The sequence below is a fragment of the Cellvibrio chitinivorans genome, from assembly GCF_035117775.1.
GTDB lineage: Bacteria > Pseudomonadota > Gammaproteobacteria > Pseudomonadales > Cellvibrionaceae > Cellvibrio > Cellvibrio chitinivorans.
In genome coordinates this window covers 66,437-82,105 of the sequence record NZ_JAYKKN010000004.1, presented here as the reverse complement: position 1 = coordinate 82,105, position 15,669 = coordinate 66,437, and the positions used below count along the sequence as shown (strand labels likewise).

At 46.3% G+C, this 15,669-nt stretch carries 14 protein-coding genes; 9 read left to right on the top strand and 5 right to left on the bottom strand.

The window, feature by feature from the left end:
- The first annotated feature begins 49 nt into the window (after nt 1–49).
- The 3 genes from der (at nt 50) to SPL68_RS12260 (ending at nt 3,309) form a co-directional block, all read left to right on the top strand.
- On the top strand, nt 50–1,453 hold the full coding sequence (der, locus tag SPL68_RS12270) for a ribosome biogenesis GTPase Der (RefSeq protein ID WP_323815750.1): 1,404 nt from the start codon (nt 50–52) through the stop codon (nt 1,451–1,453).
- A 174-nt stretch (nt 1,454–1,627) separates the two neighbouring features.
- Nucleotides 1,628–2,827 (top strand): PP2C family protein-serine/threonine phosphatase, encoded by a 1,200-nt coding sequence (locus SPL68_RS12265; protein WP_323815451.1) that lies wholly within the window; start codon nt 1,628–1,630, stop codon nt 2,825–2,827.
- Nucleotides 2,827–3,309 (top strand): STAS domain-containing protein, encoded by a 483-nt coding sequence (locus tag SPL68_RS12260; protein ID WP_323815450.1) that lies wholly within the window; start codon nt 2,827–2,829, stop codon nt 3,307–3,309. The genes SPL68_RS12265 and SPL68_RS12260 overlap by 1 nt, the downstream gene beginning before the upstream one ends.
- Before the next feature lie 18 nt (nt 3,310–3,327).
- Here SPL68_RS12260 and SPL68_RS12255 read toward each other — a convergent pair whose 3' ends face one another.
- From SPL68_RS12255 to dusA, 3 genes are all read right to left on the bottom strand, one after another.
- Nucleotides 3,328–3,801, bottom strand: coding sequence for a tellurite resistance TerB family protein (locus SPL68_RS12255; protein WP_323815449.1), 474 nt, complete (start codon nt 3,799–3,801; stop codon nt 3,328–3,330).
- Complete coding sequence (gene tal, locus SPL68_RS12250; protein WP_323815448.1) at nt 3,794–4,747, bottom strand: transaldolase; 954 nt, start codon at nt 4,745–4,747, stop codon at nt 3,794–3,796. Before tal ends, SPL68_RS12255 begins: the two co-directional genes overlap by 8 nt.
- A gap of 133 nt (nt 4,748–4,880) precedes the next feature.
- Nucleotides 4,881–5,897, bottom strand: coding sequence for a tRNA dihydrouridine(20/20a) synthase DusA (dusA, locus tag SPL68_RS12245; RefSeq protein ID WP_323815447.1), 1,017 nt, complete (start codon nt 5,895–5,897; stop codon nt 4,881–4,883).
- Nucleotides 5,898–6,045: 148 nt separating this feature from the next.
- Here dusA and moaC point away from each other — a divergent pair, with 148 nt between their 5' ends.
- The 3 genes from moaC to moaE are packed head-to-tail and all read left to right on the top strand — an operon-like array spanning nt 6,046 to nt 7,236.
- On the top strand, nt 6,046–6,531 hold the full coding sequence (gene moaC, locus SPL68_RS12240) for a cyclic pyranopterin monophosphate synthase MoaC (RefSeq protein WP_323815446.1): 486 nt from the start codon (nt 6,046–6,048) through the stop codon (nt 6,529–6,531).
- A complete protein-coding gene (locus SPL68_RS12235) occupies nt 6,528–6,776 on the top strand; it encodes a MoaD/ThiS family protein (protein WP_323815445.1) in 249 nt (82 codons plus the stop codon). Before moaC ends, SPL68_RS12235 begins: the two co-directional genes overlap by 4 nt.
- Nucleotide 6,777: 1 nt before the next feature.
- On the top strand, nt 6,778–7,236 hold the full coding sequence (moaE, locus tag SPL68_RS12230; protein ID WP_323815444.1) for a molybdopterin synthase catalytic subunit MoaE: 459 nt from the start codon (nt 6,778–6,780) through the stop codon (nt 7,234–7,236).
- A 95-nt stretch (nt 7,237–7,331) separates the two neighbouring features.
- Here the strand turns inward: moaE and SPL68_RS12225 are convergent, their stop codons facing one another.
- Nucleotides 7,332–8,675 carry an MFS transporter gene (locus SPL68_RS12225; RefSeq protein ID WP_323815443.1) on the bottom strand — a complete coding sequence of 448 codons (1,344 nt, stop codon included), beginning with the start codon at nt 8,673–8,675 and terminating at the stop codon, nt 7,332–7,334.
- Between the two features lie 200 nt (nt 8,676–8,875).
- On the opposite strand from SPL68_RS12225, the gene SPL68_RS12220 reads away from it, so the two are divergent.
- Nucleotides 8,876–9,907: a LacI family DNA-binding transcriptional regulator gene (locus SPL68_RS12220; RefSeq protein WP_323815442.1), complete on the top strand. Its 1,032-nt coding sequence runs from the start codon at nt 8,876–8,878 to the stop codon at nt 9,905–9,907.
- A gap of 71 nt (nt 9,908–9,978) precedes the next feature.
- Here SPL68_RS12220 and glk read toward each other — a convergent pair whose 3' ends face one another.
- Complete coding sequence (glk, locus tag SPL68_RS12215; RefSeq protein WP_323815441.1) at nt 9,979–10,983, bottom strand: glucokinase; 1,005 nt, start codon at nt 10,981–10,983, stop codon at nt 9,979–9,981.
- 464 nt (nt 10,984–11,447) lie between these two features.
- On the opposite strand from glk, the gene SPL68_RS12210 reads away from it, so the two are divergent.
- Both SPL68_RS12210 and SPL68_RS12205 read left to right on the top strand, forming a co-directional pair.
- Nucleotides 11,448–13,907 carry a glycoside hydrolase family 3 protein gene (locus tag SPL68_RS12210; protein ID WP_323815440.1) on the top strand — a complete coding sequence of 820 codons (2,460 nt, stop codon included), beginning with the start codon at nt 11,448–11,450 and terminating at the stop codon, nt 13,905–13,907.
- Between the two features lie 479 nt (nt 13,908–14,386).
- On the top strand, nt 14,387–15,631 hold the full coding sequence (locus SPL68_RS12205; protein WP_323815439.1) for an alginate export family protein: 1,245 nt from the start codon (nt 14,387–14,389) through the stop codon (nt 15,629–15,631).
- Nucleotides 15,632–15,669 lie beyond the last annotated feature (38 nt).

Genomic DNA, 15,669 nt, shown 5'->3' with positions numbered 1-15,669 from the left:
CCTGACAGACTGCAATCCTTTGATATCTCAGCACACTGATACTTTTATGATAATTCCCGTAATTGCCCTTGTTGGACGCCCGAATGTGGGTAAATCCACTTTATTTAATCGCCTTACACAATCGCGCGATGCGCTTGTTGCTGACTATCCTGGTCTGACACGCGATCGTAAATACGGTGAAGGTGTATTGGAAAATCGCCGTTTTATTGTGATTGACACAGGTGGCATCAGCGGTGAAGAGGAAGGTATCGATAGCATGATGGCAGGGCAGTCGCTGCTGGCGATTCAGGAAGCGGACATAGTGCTCTTTATTCTCGATAGTCGGGCAGGATTGAATCCTGCCGATGCATTGATCGCAAAACATCTGCGTGTCCACAACAAAAAAACCTACCTTGTGGCAAACAAAATTGATGGGATGGATCCTGATATTGCATTGGCGCCCTTTTACGAGCTGGGAATGGGTGAGGTTTATCCGACCACTGCCAGTCACGGGCGTGGTGTTAGATCGCTAATGGAAGATGTGCTGGCTGAAATTCCCGAGCTTCCGGAAGATTATCAATCGGATGAAGCTTCTGGAATTAAGATTGCCATCGTCGGTCGTCCAAATGTAGGTAAATCCACACTGGTAAACCGCTTACTAGGTGAGGAGCGGGTAGTGGTGTATGACGAACCGGGCACTACTCGTGACAGTACCTATATTAAATACACTCGTTTTGACAAACCTTACACCCTCATAGATACCGCGGGTGTAAGACGCCGCAAGAATATCGATTTAATGGTCGAGAAATTCTCGATCGTGAAGACCATGCAGGCAATTGCGGATGCCAACGTAGTTGTGTTGGTAATGGATGCCAGTGAAGGTGTAGTTGAGCAAGATCTGCATTTGATGGGCACTACTATCGAAGCGGGGCGCGCGTTGGTTATCGCACTGAATAAGTGGGATGGTCTGGATGATGCGCACAAACAGTACGTCAAAAACGAACTTGAGCGTCGGTTACGTTTTGTGGATTTTGCCACCATTCACTTCATCTCAGCTCTGCATGGAACCGGGGTGGGGAATCTCTACAAATCGATTGAGTTGGCTTACCAATCGGCGACTGATAAGTTCAGTACCAACTTCCTGACGCGAATTTTGCAGGATGCAGTGCGTGAGCATCAGCCTCCAATGATTCAAGGGCGCCGCATCAAGCTACGTTATGCGCATCCGGGTGGTCATAATCCACCAATCATTGTAATACATGGCAATCAAACGAATGACGTACCAAGCCATTACACCAAATATTTGGAAAAGACTTTCCGTCGGGTGTTGGACTTGCATGGAACACCGGTAAAGATTGAATATCGCAATAATGAAAACCCTTACAGTGAGCGCAAGAGCAAGATGACACAGCGTCAGCTGGTAGAGATGCGCCGTAAGGCAGAGCGCGATAAAAATCGTAATAAACCGAAATAAAGATATACGGTGAATGCTTCATATTGAGGCAAGAAAGGTAAACAAAACTTAATCGCCTAAGCAGCGCCTGCTTTAGCTACTATGGCTTGCGCTCCTTAGGGTGAAGGAGTAGTGTTACGCGCCTTATTGATTTGTCCTTAACTCAACTTGTAGCCAAAAAAGCCCGAGCAGAAGATGACACCCGCTAGCCGAAAGCTGCTTATCATCGATGACGATGTTCTTGTCCGCCAGAGTATTGTGACCTATCTGACGGATAGTGGGTTTGATGTGTGCCCCACCTCTGATGCGACCGCTGCGCTTGATCTTCTTGCCAATTCCGAAAGCTCCCTCCCTGATCTGATTATCACTGATTTACGTATGCCTAATGGCGATGGCTTGCAGCTGCTGCAGTTGCTGGATGATCGTTATCCAGGGTTGCCAGTGATTGTTATTTCTGGCGCCGGTGTTATGAATGATGTGGTATCGGCACTGCGATTGGGCGCGCGTGACTATCTCATTAAACCGTTGGTTGATTTGGAAGTGCTGGTGCATTCAATTGGCAAGGTGCTGGATCGGCAAGATCTGGAAGAGCAAAACCAGCGTTATCGTACCCAATTGGAAGATGCTAACCGTGAATTGAAAGAGAATTTGCGTGTTCTTGAGCGCGATCATATTGCTGGGCGACGAGTCCAACGGCGTCTGATGCCGTCCGGGTTTACTACAGAGAGTGGTTATACCGCTGCTCATACTATTGTTCCTTCGCTATTTCTCAGCGGCGATTTTGTCGATTACGCCAATATCAAAAAGCGTTACCTAGCCTTTTATTTGGCTGATGTGTCCGGGCATGGCGCATCTTCAGCATTTGTCACCATTTGGCTTAAGCACTTGGTAAGCCGCATGGTGCGCGAAGAAGGATTGTTTGGCGATGAGGATTCGTTTGTGCAGGGTGCAGACCTCATGTTGCGGCAGATCAATCGCGAGCTGCATGAGACGCGCCTAAGTCATCATTTAACGCTCTTTGTTGGTGTTATAGATACCGAAACTAACAAAATGCATTATGTTGTGGCTGGACATTTGCCAATGCCAATTTTGCTCACTGAATCCGGCGCGGAATATTTGACCGGGCGAGGAAAGCCGGTAGGAATATTTAAAGATGTCAGCTGGGAAATTTATGAGCGACAACTACCAGAAAAATTTGCATTAGTATGCTTTTCTGATGGTGTGCTGGAAATTTTGCCTCAGCCAGAGTTACAGGATAAAGAAGCTCATTTATTAAAACGCATTGCAGAAAGCAGTGGCAGTTTGGATTCAGTCTGTAATACTTTGGATATTAAAGAAATTCGTGATAACCCGGATGACATTGCAGTCCTGTCCATCTCCCGAGGTGTGAGTTGATGAAAGCCGGCCAGATTTTAGTTGCTGATCACAATGGCGTTTACGTGATCAAGATGGTAGGTGATGTTCGCCTGACCTTGTGCATCTCTTTTGATCAATTTATTGATGCAATGTTTAAGAGTGAAAGTTTTACTTCTGTGTTGTTTGATCTTTCCGAGGCGGAAGCTATAGACAGTACAACACTCGGATTGATGGCAAAAATTTCTATTCTCGGGCAAGAGCGCCACGGAATTATGCCGGTGATTTTGGCAAGTAATCCCAGTATTCAGCGAATTTTACAGACTATGGGTTTCAGCGATATCTTTACTATCGTTGATAAGCTTGAAGAGCCTGTACTGGCGAGTCAGCCATTAAATTGTATTAACTGTGATGAGCAAGAGGTCAAAGAAAAGGTGCTTGAAGCACATCGAATTTTGATGGGGCTAAATGCGAGTAATGCCGATACTTTCCGCAATCTGGTTAATATGCTTGAAAGCTGTTAATTGCCTACTGTATAAAAATTAATTTTCTGCGTTTTCCAAGCCTGATTTTACTTGGCTTTTTGCACGAATAAATTCGCTGTGGGGCACGTAAATCAAATCAGCCACTTTGCGAATCACATAATCTTCATATTTATCCAAATTCCCGTCCGCATAAGCCATTTCCCACATGGCTATCATCAGCTTGAACTTTTCATCGTAATTGCAGGACTGATTAATCAGTTGCGTGAATTGATGCAGGGACGTCGCATGATTAGTTTCATTTTTGGCGAGGCTAATCAGTTCGTTCTGTTCTTCGTAGGATAAATTGAATTTCTGCGTGAGAATTTTGCCGAGATTATCCAGCTCAATATCGCTGAATTTTTGATCTGCCATTGCAACTTCGACAAGTAATGCAGCAACTGCAACTTGTTTTTGGTGAGCGGATAGGGGAGGCGAAGCGCCATCTGCAGGCTGCAGATGGCGTTCGATGAAGCGAGAGAGTTTATTAAGCACGAGACTTCAACAAATTCTCAAGGTTGATTTGGTCTTTTACAAAACCACGAATACCTTCGGCTAATTTTTCGGTAGCCATTGCATCCTGATTCAAACCAAAACGGAAACTGGTTTCAGTTTCGATTTGTTTTGCGATAGCAGCGCCAGTATTGTCAGGAGACAGTACACGCTTGAGTTCACCTTTATCTTGCTCCAATTCTTGCAGCAATTGTGGACTGATGGTCAAACGGTCACAGCCAGCCAATGCTTCAATTTCACCGAGGTTGCGGAAGCTCGCGCCCATAACAACAGTGTTGTAGCCGTTTTGTTTGTAGTAGTTGTAAATATGACGTACAGAAATTACGCCTGGATCTTCTTCCGATGTGTATTCTTTTTTATCGGTATTGGCTTTGTACCAATCCAAAATACGACCAACGAATGGAGAAATCAGGAATACACCAGCGTCAGCACAAGCAGCAGCTTGATTGAAGCCAAACAACAGGGTCAGGTTACAGTTGATGCCTTCTTTTTCCAGCACTTCAGCGGCGCGAATTCCTTCCCAAGTGGAAGCTAATTTGATCAATACGCGTGATTTATCCACACCGCCTTTTTCATAAAGATTGATCAGTTCGTGCGCTTTCGCGATAGATGCTTTGGTGTCAAATGATAAGCGTGCATCCACTTCGGTAGAAATGCGACCCGGAACGATTTTCAAAATTTCCAAACCAATGCCAACTGCCAAGTGATCGCATGCTGCGCTCAGTTGTTGCGCGCTGTTGGTGATGCTTTTGCTTGCGTTTATCGATGCTGCTAACAGGTCTTGATACTGTGGCATTTGCGCAGCTTTATATACCAACGATGGGTTGGTGGTAGCATCCAGTGGTTTGTACAAACGGATGGCTTCGATGTCGCCGGTATCAGCAACAACGTCGGTAAATTGTTTCAGTTGTTCAAGTTTACTAGTCACAGTGGTAATCCTATCTCTGAAAGTACGTGTGGTTGATCTTCGATTATTGCCGTCAGATATATTGTAGTCTTCATGACTTTATGTTGAAAGCAGTCATTTTTTATAAGTCGATAAATCAATAGTATTGAAGATATTAAGCCTTATCACCTTCAACTGAGGTCGCTAATGGTACCTCATTTAGTACCTCAAGCGCGCGTTTAAGTACCTCAATTCCTGCTTTGGGCTTATGTGCTTGCTCGCTAATAATTCGTCTAAAACTGCGTGCTCCCGGTAATCCTTGGTAAAGCCCAAGAATATGGCGGGTGAGGTGATTGAGGCGAGCACCCTTAATCAATTCTTCTTCGCAGTACTGCATAAATTTTTGCATCACCCCATCGCGACTGACGATAGGAGTATCAATGCCATAAATCTGTTGATCGACTTGTGCGAGCAAATACGGATTGCTGTATGCCTCGCGCCCAATCATGACACCATCGACATGTTCAAGCAGATTTTGGCTCTGCTCCAAGGTTGTAATTCCACCGTTGATGATAATTTCCAGGTGTGGGAAATCCTGTTTCAGCTGATACACCTTGTCGTATTGCAGAGGTGGAATTTCGCGGTTTTCCTTAGGGCTTAAACCTTTTAACCAGGCTTTGCGTGCATGCACTATGAAGGTGTGGCAACCGGTTTCGGCGATGGTTCCCACAAATTTCGCCAAACCTTCGTAGTCTTCCATGTCATCGATACCAATGCGATGTTTGACTGTCACTGGAATCTTTACGGCATTTTGCATAGTGGCGATGCAATCGGCGACTAGCTGAGGTTCTGCCATCAAACAAGCGCCAATCATGCCGTTTTGCACTCGGTCGCTCGGGCAGCCGCAATTGAGATTAACCTCGTCATAGCCCCAGTCTTCTGCAATGCGTGTGCATTCTGCTAAGGCAATAGGGTCACTGCCGCCTAGTTGCAGCGCTAATGGATGTTCGCAGGCGTTGTAATCCAAAAAGCGTTTTCTATCGCCGTGGAGCAGGGCACCGGTGGTGACCATTTCGGTATAAAGCACCGCTTTTTGGGTTAGTAAGCGCCAAAATGTGCGGCAATCTGAGGTTGACCACTCCATCATGGGGGCGAGGGTAAAGCGGCGATCTAGCGTGTGCGAGGATGTCATTGGGTAGTGAGATTCTATTGCGCGGAAATAAATGTGCGGCCAGAGCCAGCAGGTGTTTTATGATAGCGATATTTACTCATCGCTGCACACTTAAAAAGCGCGTAAGTACGCCTTATATGTAAATGACCTGTTATAGGAATAGCTGTTTATGTCGTTAACCCATATCGATCCCCACGGGCATGCCAGCATGGTGGATGTCTCGGAAAAAGTTGCCAGTGTGCGTGAAGCGCGGGCCTTTGCGCGAGTGTTGATGAAGGCAGAAACCTTGGCGCAAATTCAGGCAAATAGCTTGAAAAAAGGGGATGTGTTGGCCGTTGCCCGAATTGCGGGTATTCAAGCAGCAAAAAAATGTTCTGATTTGATTCCGCTTTGTCATCCGTTGGCGCTGAGTAAAGTTGCTGTTGATTTTGTTGTTGATGAATCAAAGTCTGCGGTAGAGATTACCAGTTATTGTAAGTTGACCGGGCAGACCGGTGTAGAGATGGAAGCCTTAACCGCTGCCAGCATCGCCGCATTAACCATTTACGATATGTGTAAAGCGGTGGATATGGATATGGTGATAGAGCAAGTGTGTTTGTTGGAGAAATCCGGCGGACGTCGTGGTCATTATCTAAGACAGGGTGATGAAAAATGATTCGCGTTTTATTTCTCGCCCAATTGCGTGAACAGCTCAAAACAGCAGAAGTTACTATCTCGTCTGCGCATGTCGATAGTATCGCAGCTTTAAAGCAGCAACTTGTAAATGATCACCCTGAGTGGGAGCAATATATTGGTAATACGAAGTTATTGGTTGCGGTTAATCATGAATATGCAAAAGCAGATTCAGAGATAAAAGCGGGCGATGAGGTTGCATTTTTTCCGTCGGTAACCGGAGGCTGACATGAATTTTTCCGTTGCAGTTCAGACTCAGGATTTCGATGTCGGACGCGAATACGCAGCGTTAATCGCCGATGATAAAAGTGCGGGTGCGGTGGTGTTTTTTGTCGGGCGGGTGCGCGATATAAATGCCGTGCAGCAGGTGACAAGTATGTCACTCGAACACTATCCGGGCATGACCGAAAATATCTTGCAGCAAATTATAGTCGAAGCGAAAGAGCGTTGGGATTTGCTTGCTGCACGTGTTGTGCATCGTGTTGGAGAATTGCATCCGGGAGAGCAAATCGTGTTTGTGGGCGTAAGTAGCTCGCATCGTGAGCAAGCATTTCAAGCAGCAGAATTTTTGATGGATTTTTTAAAAACACGTGCACCTTTTTGGAAAAAGGAAGTTGATGCGGCGGGTGATGAAAAATGGGTTGAAGCAAAAACTGCAGATACGCAGCGCGCTTTGCGTTGGGAGTAATTGGGATCGCTTGAGTAAGCAGGATGTAAGAGAATTAGAGCTATAGAATGAAAGAAAAATAAGGCCGACAGTTATCAAACCGTCGGCCTTATTTTCTAGTGGCCAGTTGCTACTTCAGCAGCAACATTGGTCGCTTTGACTTTACGTGCGCTCAGCGCAAACCAGCACAGTACCAAATAGCAGGCTGCTGGCACTATGAAGGCGGTGATATAACTGGAGTGTCCGGAAACCAAACCTACCAGGAGTGGAACAAATGCTCCGCCGATAATTGCAGTGCAGAGGAACCCGGAAGTTGCTTCCGCGCTGGCGGTCGAGCGCTCCAGTGTCAGGGTAAAAATAACCGGGAACATAATCGAGTTCAACAAACCGATCGACAAAGCAACAAAGCCTGCGCTTACACCACCTACGCTAAATACGTACAAGCACATCAGTGCAGCACCGCCAGTAAATGTTGCGAGCAATACGGCTGCATTTACTTTTGCCAAGAGCGCTGAACCAATCAGGCGACCAACCATTGCGCCACCCCAGTAGATGGCAGTAATGGCTGCAGCTTCTTGCAGAGAAATTCCGGGAATGCCGTCCGACGTAAACAGCCAGCTGATCAATGGGAAATTGAAAGCTGCATCTGACTGCCCCCAAATTGAATCCGAGTTCAGGAAAAATGCCATTTGTGTGCCTATCGCAACTTCTGCACCTACATAAAGGAAAATCGCCATGCCGCCCAATAGCGCCCATTTTGATTGAGTTGCTTCTTTGAGCATTTCAGGAATACTGCGACGAGAGGCATTATCGGGTGCAGGCGCAGCTTGCCCAACAATATTGCGGCTGAAGTAGAAGAAGATCAGCAGCATGGCGATCATGCCTGACAGCCAAAAATAAGCCGCATCAATACCTGCCAAAGCTTCTGCGCGAGCTGCTTCAGTTACTTCCATGCCAGGTTTTACTTCGATGCCTTCAAGGAAAAGAGATGCACCGATGATTGGGCCGATAAACGTACCGAAGCTATTGAATGCCTGACTGAAAGTAAGGCGGAAGTGGCTGCCTTCGGGAGAGCCCAATGCCGCAGCTAATGGGTTAGCAGCAACTTGCAGGGCGGTGATGCCACCAGCCAACACAAATAAGCCCGCCAGTACCAAGGTGTAATTTTGAATGTTGGCGGCGATCAGCATTAACAGGCAGCCGCTGATCATAGTGCCCAGCGCCATCAAAATGGTCGGTACTGATTTAAAGCGCGACAAGATGGCCGCGGCCGGAAAACTCATCACACCGTAAGCGATAAAAAATGCGAAGGCGCTAAGTTGGGCTTGTACGTCGGTTAGGCTAAAAATGCCTTTTACTGCTGCAACGAGTGGGTCAATCAATGAGGTGATAAAACCCCATGCAAGAAAAAGGGTTGTGACGGCTGCATAAGCCGGACCGTATTTGGCTGGTGATTTCATGTATTGCCTCTTGTTATAAAAATATTGTGTTTTTTGTCGTGGTCTTAAATTGACGATTGCCGATAGAGAGCCTGCGTCAAACGCGCGGTACTATAATCCAAGCCCCTATGGCTGTCACATTGTTTGTTCCCGGTTTACAATCCCTGTCACTCTGCGCATCAGCGGCAATTACAGCGACAAAATCAACCTGAGGTGAAACTGTGTCAAAAGCAACTATCGATGATGTTGCCGCGTTAGCGGGCGTGTCTATGAAAACCGTGTCGCGGGTTGTGAATAATGAACCCAATGTGCGCCCGGCAACCCGCGAGAAAGTAGAAGCGGCGATTCGCGAATTGGAGTATCGCCCTAATCAGTCGGCACGCAGTTTGGCAGGTAATCGTTCCTATCTTTTAGGGCTTATTTACGGTCACCCCAGTGCGCACTATGTATTGGATATTCAGGAAGGCGTGCTGGAAATTTGTCGCCCACAACGTTACGAATTGCTTGTGCATCCTGCTATTCATCGCGATCCGAATCTGATTAATGATGTGACCGATATGATTCTGGAAAAGCGCGTCGATGGAGTGATGTTGACGCCACCTTTGTCCGACAATATGAGTGTGATCAATCTGCTTAAAAAGATGAACATTCCCTTCGTGCGCGTGGCACCGACGGAAAATAAATCGGCATCGCCTTACGTAGAAACCAACGATGAAGAAGCTTCCTACGATATGACCTGTCAGCTAATTGCACAGGGGCATACTCGTATAGGTTTTATTTGCGGCCACCCGGATCACCGCGCTATGTCGTTGCGTTACGAAGGTTATAAAGCGGCATTGGTTGAAAATGATTTGCCACTGTTGGCTGAATTGGTACAGCAGGGCGATAACTCGTTTGAGTCAGGCGAGCAGTGTGGAAAAAATCTTTTGGCTGATGAGCAAAGACCTACCGCTATTTTTGCTGCGAACGATGATATGGCTGCCGGTGTAATGATGGTTGCACACCAAATGGGAATTAAAATTCCTGCGCATTTATCGGTTGCTGGATTTGACGATACGCCGGTTGCCCATCAGATTTGGCCATCGCTCACCACCATTCGCCAGCCTATTCGCCAGATGGCAAAAAAAGCGACTGATCTATTACTGAAGCAATTAAAAGGGCGCGAAATTCAATTGCCCGCGAGCATGTTGAGTTCAAGCATTATTACGCGTGAATCGACAGGGCCTTTGCTTAAAGCGAAAGATAAACAGTAAAAAATAAAATCAACACCAATAAAAAATGCACCCGAGAGTGCATTTTTTATTCGGTAAAATTGCAGTGTTGATTACTGCGCTTTTAATTCAGGCGTGTTGTGAATTAACCACGCGGCTGAACCGACTAGTGCGGCTTTGTCATTCACAATCAGGCGAATGGAAATGTCGCCTACGTAACCCGCCATTGGGCCTTTGTTTTTGTAACGCTCTAGGAAGTGTGATTCGGGTAGTAAGTCAACCAATTTTGGTGTGATACCTCCGCCAATCACGACACCGCCGCGCGCGCCGGTAGATAGTGCTTTATCGCCAGCTACTTCACCTAATACATCGCAAAACGTCAAAACCGCTTCGCGACAAAGTGAGTCTTCATTGTTAATGCCTTTGGTGCTGACATCGGCCGGGGTGTAAGGTTTGGCTTCAGCTCCAGCGAGGTGGGCGAGGGCGCGATAAAGGGTGACCAAACCGCCGCCAGATAAAATATTTTCTACCGATACGTGGTTTTGCTCTTTCAGTAAAAAGGACTTGATTGCGAGTTCTTTTTCATTGGTCGGTGCAAAACTGGCGTGACCACCTTCGGTCGGGATAATTTTCCAATTGTTTTGACTTGGTACCAGTGCGGCCATTCCAAAACCGGTTCCCGGTCCCATCACCACAATCGGCGCTTCTGCATTGGATTTGTTGGATTCGTACAGGGTGACTAATTCATTGCTTTGTAAAAATGGAACAGCGTAGGCGAGGGACGCAAAATCGTTGATGACATGCAGTCTTTTCATGCCAAGTTGATCGCGCAGGCCATCTACTGAAAACTTCCAGTTCAAGTTGGTCATGGCCGCTTGGCCATTTTCGATTGGGCCAGCAATCGCCAAGCAGGCGTAAGCGGGAACATCCACACCAAATTGTGCGCAGCAGGCTTTGATCATTGTTGCCATATCGGCATGCTCCGCGCATTTGAGCGTAATTTGACGTTCTGCGGTGTAATTGATTTGGCCATTTGCATCGATGTCTTTTTCATCGAATTCGATTAAACCAAAACGGCCATTGGTGCCGCCGATATCTGCAACCAGTAACAGGCTCATGTGACTCCTCTGCTTCTTTTATAAGAAGATCAAATAGTTATAGGGGGGGTTCTAGTGGTTAGGGGCGGGAGGATAACATTAATCGCAGTGGGCTGAAATTTACTTTTCGAAGCCAATCGCCATACAGCTTGGTGCAGGTTTTTGTGCACATCTATGGTGCTTTAAACACGATTTATTAGCACTTCAAGTATCTATAAATCTGATTTTTCGGACTATTTAATAGTGTAAAATGGCGCCAGCTTCTTTATTGGTTGACAGCGCTGTCACTGGGTAGTAGCTTGCGCCGCTTGGATGCCGGCGAGCGAGGTGTTCCGCTGCTGATCTTAAGGATGTTATTTTTAAATGGGGGAGTTTATCTCAAGTGGCAGGCGTGACTGCCATGTCTGGTGTTCAATCCTGACTTCTCCTCTTTTCGGTCAATACCAAAAAACAAATTAGTTAGATGCCCTACGGAGGTTGCAAACGTGCAGTGGCCCAGTATCGCCAGCAAGGTGAAAAAAGATCCGGCGCTTGAAGCAAAAATCGATGAATTGCTCGCGCAGTTAAGTCTTGAGGAAAAAGTAGGGCAGATGATTCAGCCTGAAATTCGTCATCTGACGCCTCAAGACGTAAAGGATTATCACATTGGCTCGGTATTGAATGGCGGCGGCTCGGTTCCCAACGGTAATCGCTACTCAAAAGCGGCGGATTGGCTGGCGATTGCAGATGCTTATTATGAAGCCTCAATGGATACCAGTGACGGCAAGCTTGCGATCCCAATTATGTGGGGAACCGATGCTGTTCACGGCGTGGGGAATATCGTTGGTGCGACTTTGTTTCCGCACAACATCGCCTTGGGCGCTGCGCGCAATCCTGAACTAATCAAAGAAATTGGTCGTATTACCGCGACTGAAATTGCGGTTACTGGTCTTGATTGGGACTTTTCTCCCACCGTTGCTGTTGCACGCGATGATCGCTGGGGGCGCACTTACGAATCCTGGTCTGAGCATCCTGATCTGGTGCGCGAATACGCGGGCATGATGGTTGAGGGCTTGCAAGGTGAAGCGCAAGAACCGGGGTTTTTATCTAAATATCGAATGATCTCAACAGCTAAGCATTTTATTGCTGACGGCGGTACTCACAATGGTATCGATCGCGGCAACTGCTTGGACGATGAAGAAACCCTGTGTCGTATCCACGCTGCCGGTTACTACAGTGCAATCGAAGCTGGTGTGCAAAGTGTAATGGCCTCTTTTAATAGTTGGCACGGCGAGCATATGCATGGTCATCGCTATTTACTGACCGATGTATTGAAGGAGCAGATGGGGTTTGATGGGCTTGTTGTGGGTGACTGGAATGGTCATGGTTTTGTTGCGGGTGCGACAGTTTTGAATTGTCCACAAGCGGTGAATGCCGGCTTGGATATTTTCATGGTGCCTGATCCAGATTGGAAACAGTTGTTCACCAACACCGTCGAGCAGGCGCGCACAGGTGTTATTCCTATGGCGCGTATAGATGATGCAGTGCGTCGGATTCTGCGTGTAAAACTGCGTGCAAATCTGTGGGACAAAGGCTTGCCTTCATCGCGCCCTCTGGCAGGTAAAGATGAATTGCTCGGTGCCCATGAGCATCGATTGATTGCCCGACAAGCGGTACGCGAATCGATAGTTCTTCTGAAAAACAAAAACAATCTGTTGCCGCTATCCCCTAAAGCCAAGGTTCTGGTTGCGGGCGATGGCGCTGAGAATATCAGTAAGCAAACCGGTGGTTGGTCGGTGAATTGGCAGGGAACCGGCAACACTATGGCGGATTTTCCCGGTGCCACAACTTTATGGACGGGAATTGAAGCTGCGGTAACGAGTGCGGGTGGCAAAGCAACATTGAGTGTCGATGGTTCGTTTAGTGAAAAACCGGATGTGGCTATCGTCATTTTTGGTGAAGATCCCTACGCTGAAATGCAGGGCGATATCCAACACCAATTATTAAAAGCGGGTGATACTCGCGATCTGGAATTGCTCAAAAAACTGCAATCCCAAGGTGTTCCGGTTGTAGCGTTGTTCATTACTGGTCGCCCTATGTGGATCAATCGTGAACTCAATGTATCCGATGCTTTCGCCGTTATTTGGCAGCCGGGAACTGAAGGTGCAGGTGTTGCCGATGTGATCTTCAAAACTGTAGATGGACAGATTAATTTTCCTGTAACTGGTCGCTTGTCATTTTCCTGGCCAAAATCGCCTGATCAAGGTCCGTTGAATATTGGCGATGCAGAATACGACCCATTGTTCGCTTATGGTTTTGGTCTGGCTTACGGCGATGAAGATGAACTTGGGGATGATTTGTCGGAAGAGGGCATAGTAATAGAAGAGGGCTCTCAAGTTCTGGAGTTGTTTAATCGTCGTCCTATGGGGGCTTACGGCATTATTTTGGAAGGTAAAAATAATGACCGCGCCAGTCTCAATGGCAATATCGCTAGCGTTTCAACACTCACCGTAACCTGTGTTGACCGCGATGTGCAGGAAGATGCTCGTCGCGCAGTTTGGAGTGGTTCAGGAGAGGGTTTGGTTGCCATCTCATCGCTCGATCGTCAGGTATTAAGTGATTATTACGAGGCAGATTCATCTTTGGTATTTGATATCAAAGTGGATGCGGCACCAACGGATAAGGCCTGGGTTCGCATTGGTTGTGGTCCATCTTGTTACTCTCAAGTCGATATCTCACAAGAGCTTATTTCTATTGCAGGCCAAGGCTGGAAAACGCTGATGGTTGACCTGAAATGCTACCCGGATGCGGGTACGGATTTCGGTTTAAAGCGCACGCCTCAGGAGCTATTTGCGTTAATCCTTGAGCCATTTACCTTGGTGTCGAATGGTGTTCTGGATGTGACTTTTGCCAATGTCAAAATTGAAAAAGGAATTGCGCAAGGCGCTAGCGTGCGTATCGCTTAATCACACTTTTCACTGTTATTGCCTGGCCGCGCAAGCAATTGTGCGGCTTTTTTGTGCCTGTAATCTGGGCCAAATAATTGGCTTTCAGTCTTGTTGCATCAAAATTGTGCTTCATTAAAAAATGCGGTGCATTTTTGTGTTCGAATTTTGTGCGTTATTTGTTTGCATTTTGGTTTTTATTGGCGCATCAAAGTTTGCTTAATTTCCATAAAGGTGCGTATGAAAAATTACCAATAACCATTTTGAAATTTAAATTGAATTTATATCCCTTTGATTAATATCGATTTATTTTGTGAAAAATACTTTAAAAAAGTATCTGGCATAAGCCTTGCTCCTGTGGAATTCAGTCGAAGCCCTGTTGTGTTAGCCAAAATACAAGAAACTTTTTCGGTGCATGGCAAAAAATAAATTTTAAAAATTTATTGGGCGGGTACGAGTGATCGCTATACACACTTATGAAAACTTTTGGAGAATGCTCAATGAAAAAAAATACGCTTCATCTTTTTGTTGCTGCGGTTAGTTCACTTGTTTGTACTGTTCCAAGTGTTTCAGCAAAATCATTTACTGAGTCGATGCAGCAAGGCAGTGCAATAAAAGTAAATTTCCGCACTCGCTATGAAGATGTAACCGAAGATATCGTGAATGCCCAAGGACAAAAAACCGGTGAAAAAACTGCAGACGCATGGACGACGAGATCGCGCTTGTCTTATCAGTCAGGTGCGTGGAATGGTTTTGCATTCGTTGCGGAAATGGATAACGTAAGTGAGATGACAAATGATCACGACTATCGCACAGCGGGAAATGATCCATCAAATACAGATAAGGCGGTAATTGCCGATCCTGTCGGTACTGAAATTAATCAGGGGTTTGTTTCTTACACCACGTTTAACAATCAAATTAAATACGGGCGTCAGCGCTTAATTCTTGATAACTCTCGCTTCATCGGTAATGTCGGTTGGAGGCAAAACGAGCAGACTTATGACGGCGTGTCTTGGACAAATAAATCACTTCGCTACACCAATTTTACTTACGCGTATATTAAAAATGTGAATCGTGTTTTTGGTGAAGACAATCCCACGCTTGGCGATTTGCACATGGATAGCCATGTATTAAACGCAAGTTACTCAGGAATTGATGCTGGAAAATTGATTGGTTATGCCTATTTGCTGGATGTAAATGATCCAGTTAGTCAGCGAGGCGCAAATGGTGATACTTACGGTGTTCGCTGGCAGGGCGCAGTTGGCGAGACGTTTACTTATAATCTTGAATATGCGCAGCAGCAAAATGCGGGAGCTGCAAAACAATTCGATGCTGATTATGCGCTTGCTGAAGGAACCTTAAATTTAAGCCGCTACTCGTTTACCTTGGGTTATGAATTGTTGGGTTCCGATGACGGGCAATATGGTTTTGCAACACCGCTGGCAACGCTTCATGCATTTCAAGGTTGGGCAGATAAATTCCTCAATACACCCACTGCAGGGCTTGAAGATGTGTATCTGAATGTTGGTATCACTATTGCCGGCGCGCAAACCATAATCAGCTACCACAAGTTTGATTCAGACGAAGGAAGTATCGATTATGGTGATGAAATCGACCTGAGTGTTAGCAAAAAGTTTGGCTCAGTCGTATGGACAGCAAAATATGCCCAGTATGGAATGGGTGATGTGACCCCAACGGTTACTGATACCAATAAATTCTGGTTAATGGCAGATTGGAATTTTTAAATTCGTTTTTCTGGCGAGCTAAAAATTAAAAAGGCCGC

Bases quoted from the DNA above. Each gene is read 5' to 3' on its own strand.
- dusA (WP_323815447.1), bottom strand. From the start codon at position 5,897: ATGACATCCTCGCACACGCTAGATCGCCGCTTTACCCTCGCCCCCATG.
- SPL68_RS12205 (WP_323815439.1), top strand. From the start codon at position 14,387: ATGAAAAAAAATACGCTTCATCTTTTTGTTGCTGCGGTTAGTTCACTT.
- SPL68_RS12260 (WP_323815450.1), top strand. From the start codon at position 2,827: ATGAAAGCCGGCCAGATTTTAGTTGCTGATCACAATGGCGTTTACGTG.
- moaC (WP_323815446.1), top strand. From the start codon at position 6,046: ATGTCGTTAACCCATATCGATCCCCACGGGCATGCCAGCATGGTGGAT.
- SPL68_RS12225 (WP_323815443.1), bottom strand. From the start codon at position 8,675: ATGAAATCACCAGCCAAATACGGTCCGGCTTATGCAGCCGTCACAACC.
- SPL68_RS12235 (WP_323815445.1), top strand. From the start codon at position 6,528: ATGATTCGCGTTTTATTTCTCGCCCAATTGCGTGAACAGCTCAAAACA.
- moaE (WP_323815444.1), top strand. From the start codon at position 6,778: ATGAATTTTTCCGTTGCAGTTCAGACTCAGGATTTCGATGTCGGACGC.
- glk (WP_323815441.1), bottom strand. From the start codon at position 10,983: ATGAGCCTGTTACTGGTTGCAGATATCGGCGGCACCAATGGCCGTTTT.
- SPL68_RS12265 (WP_323815451.1), top strand. From the start codon at position 1,628: ATGACACCCGCTAGCCGAAAGCTGCTTATCATCGATGACGATGTTCTT.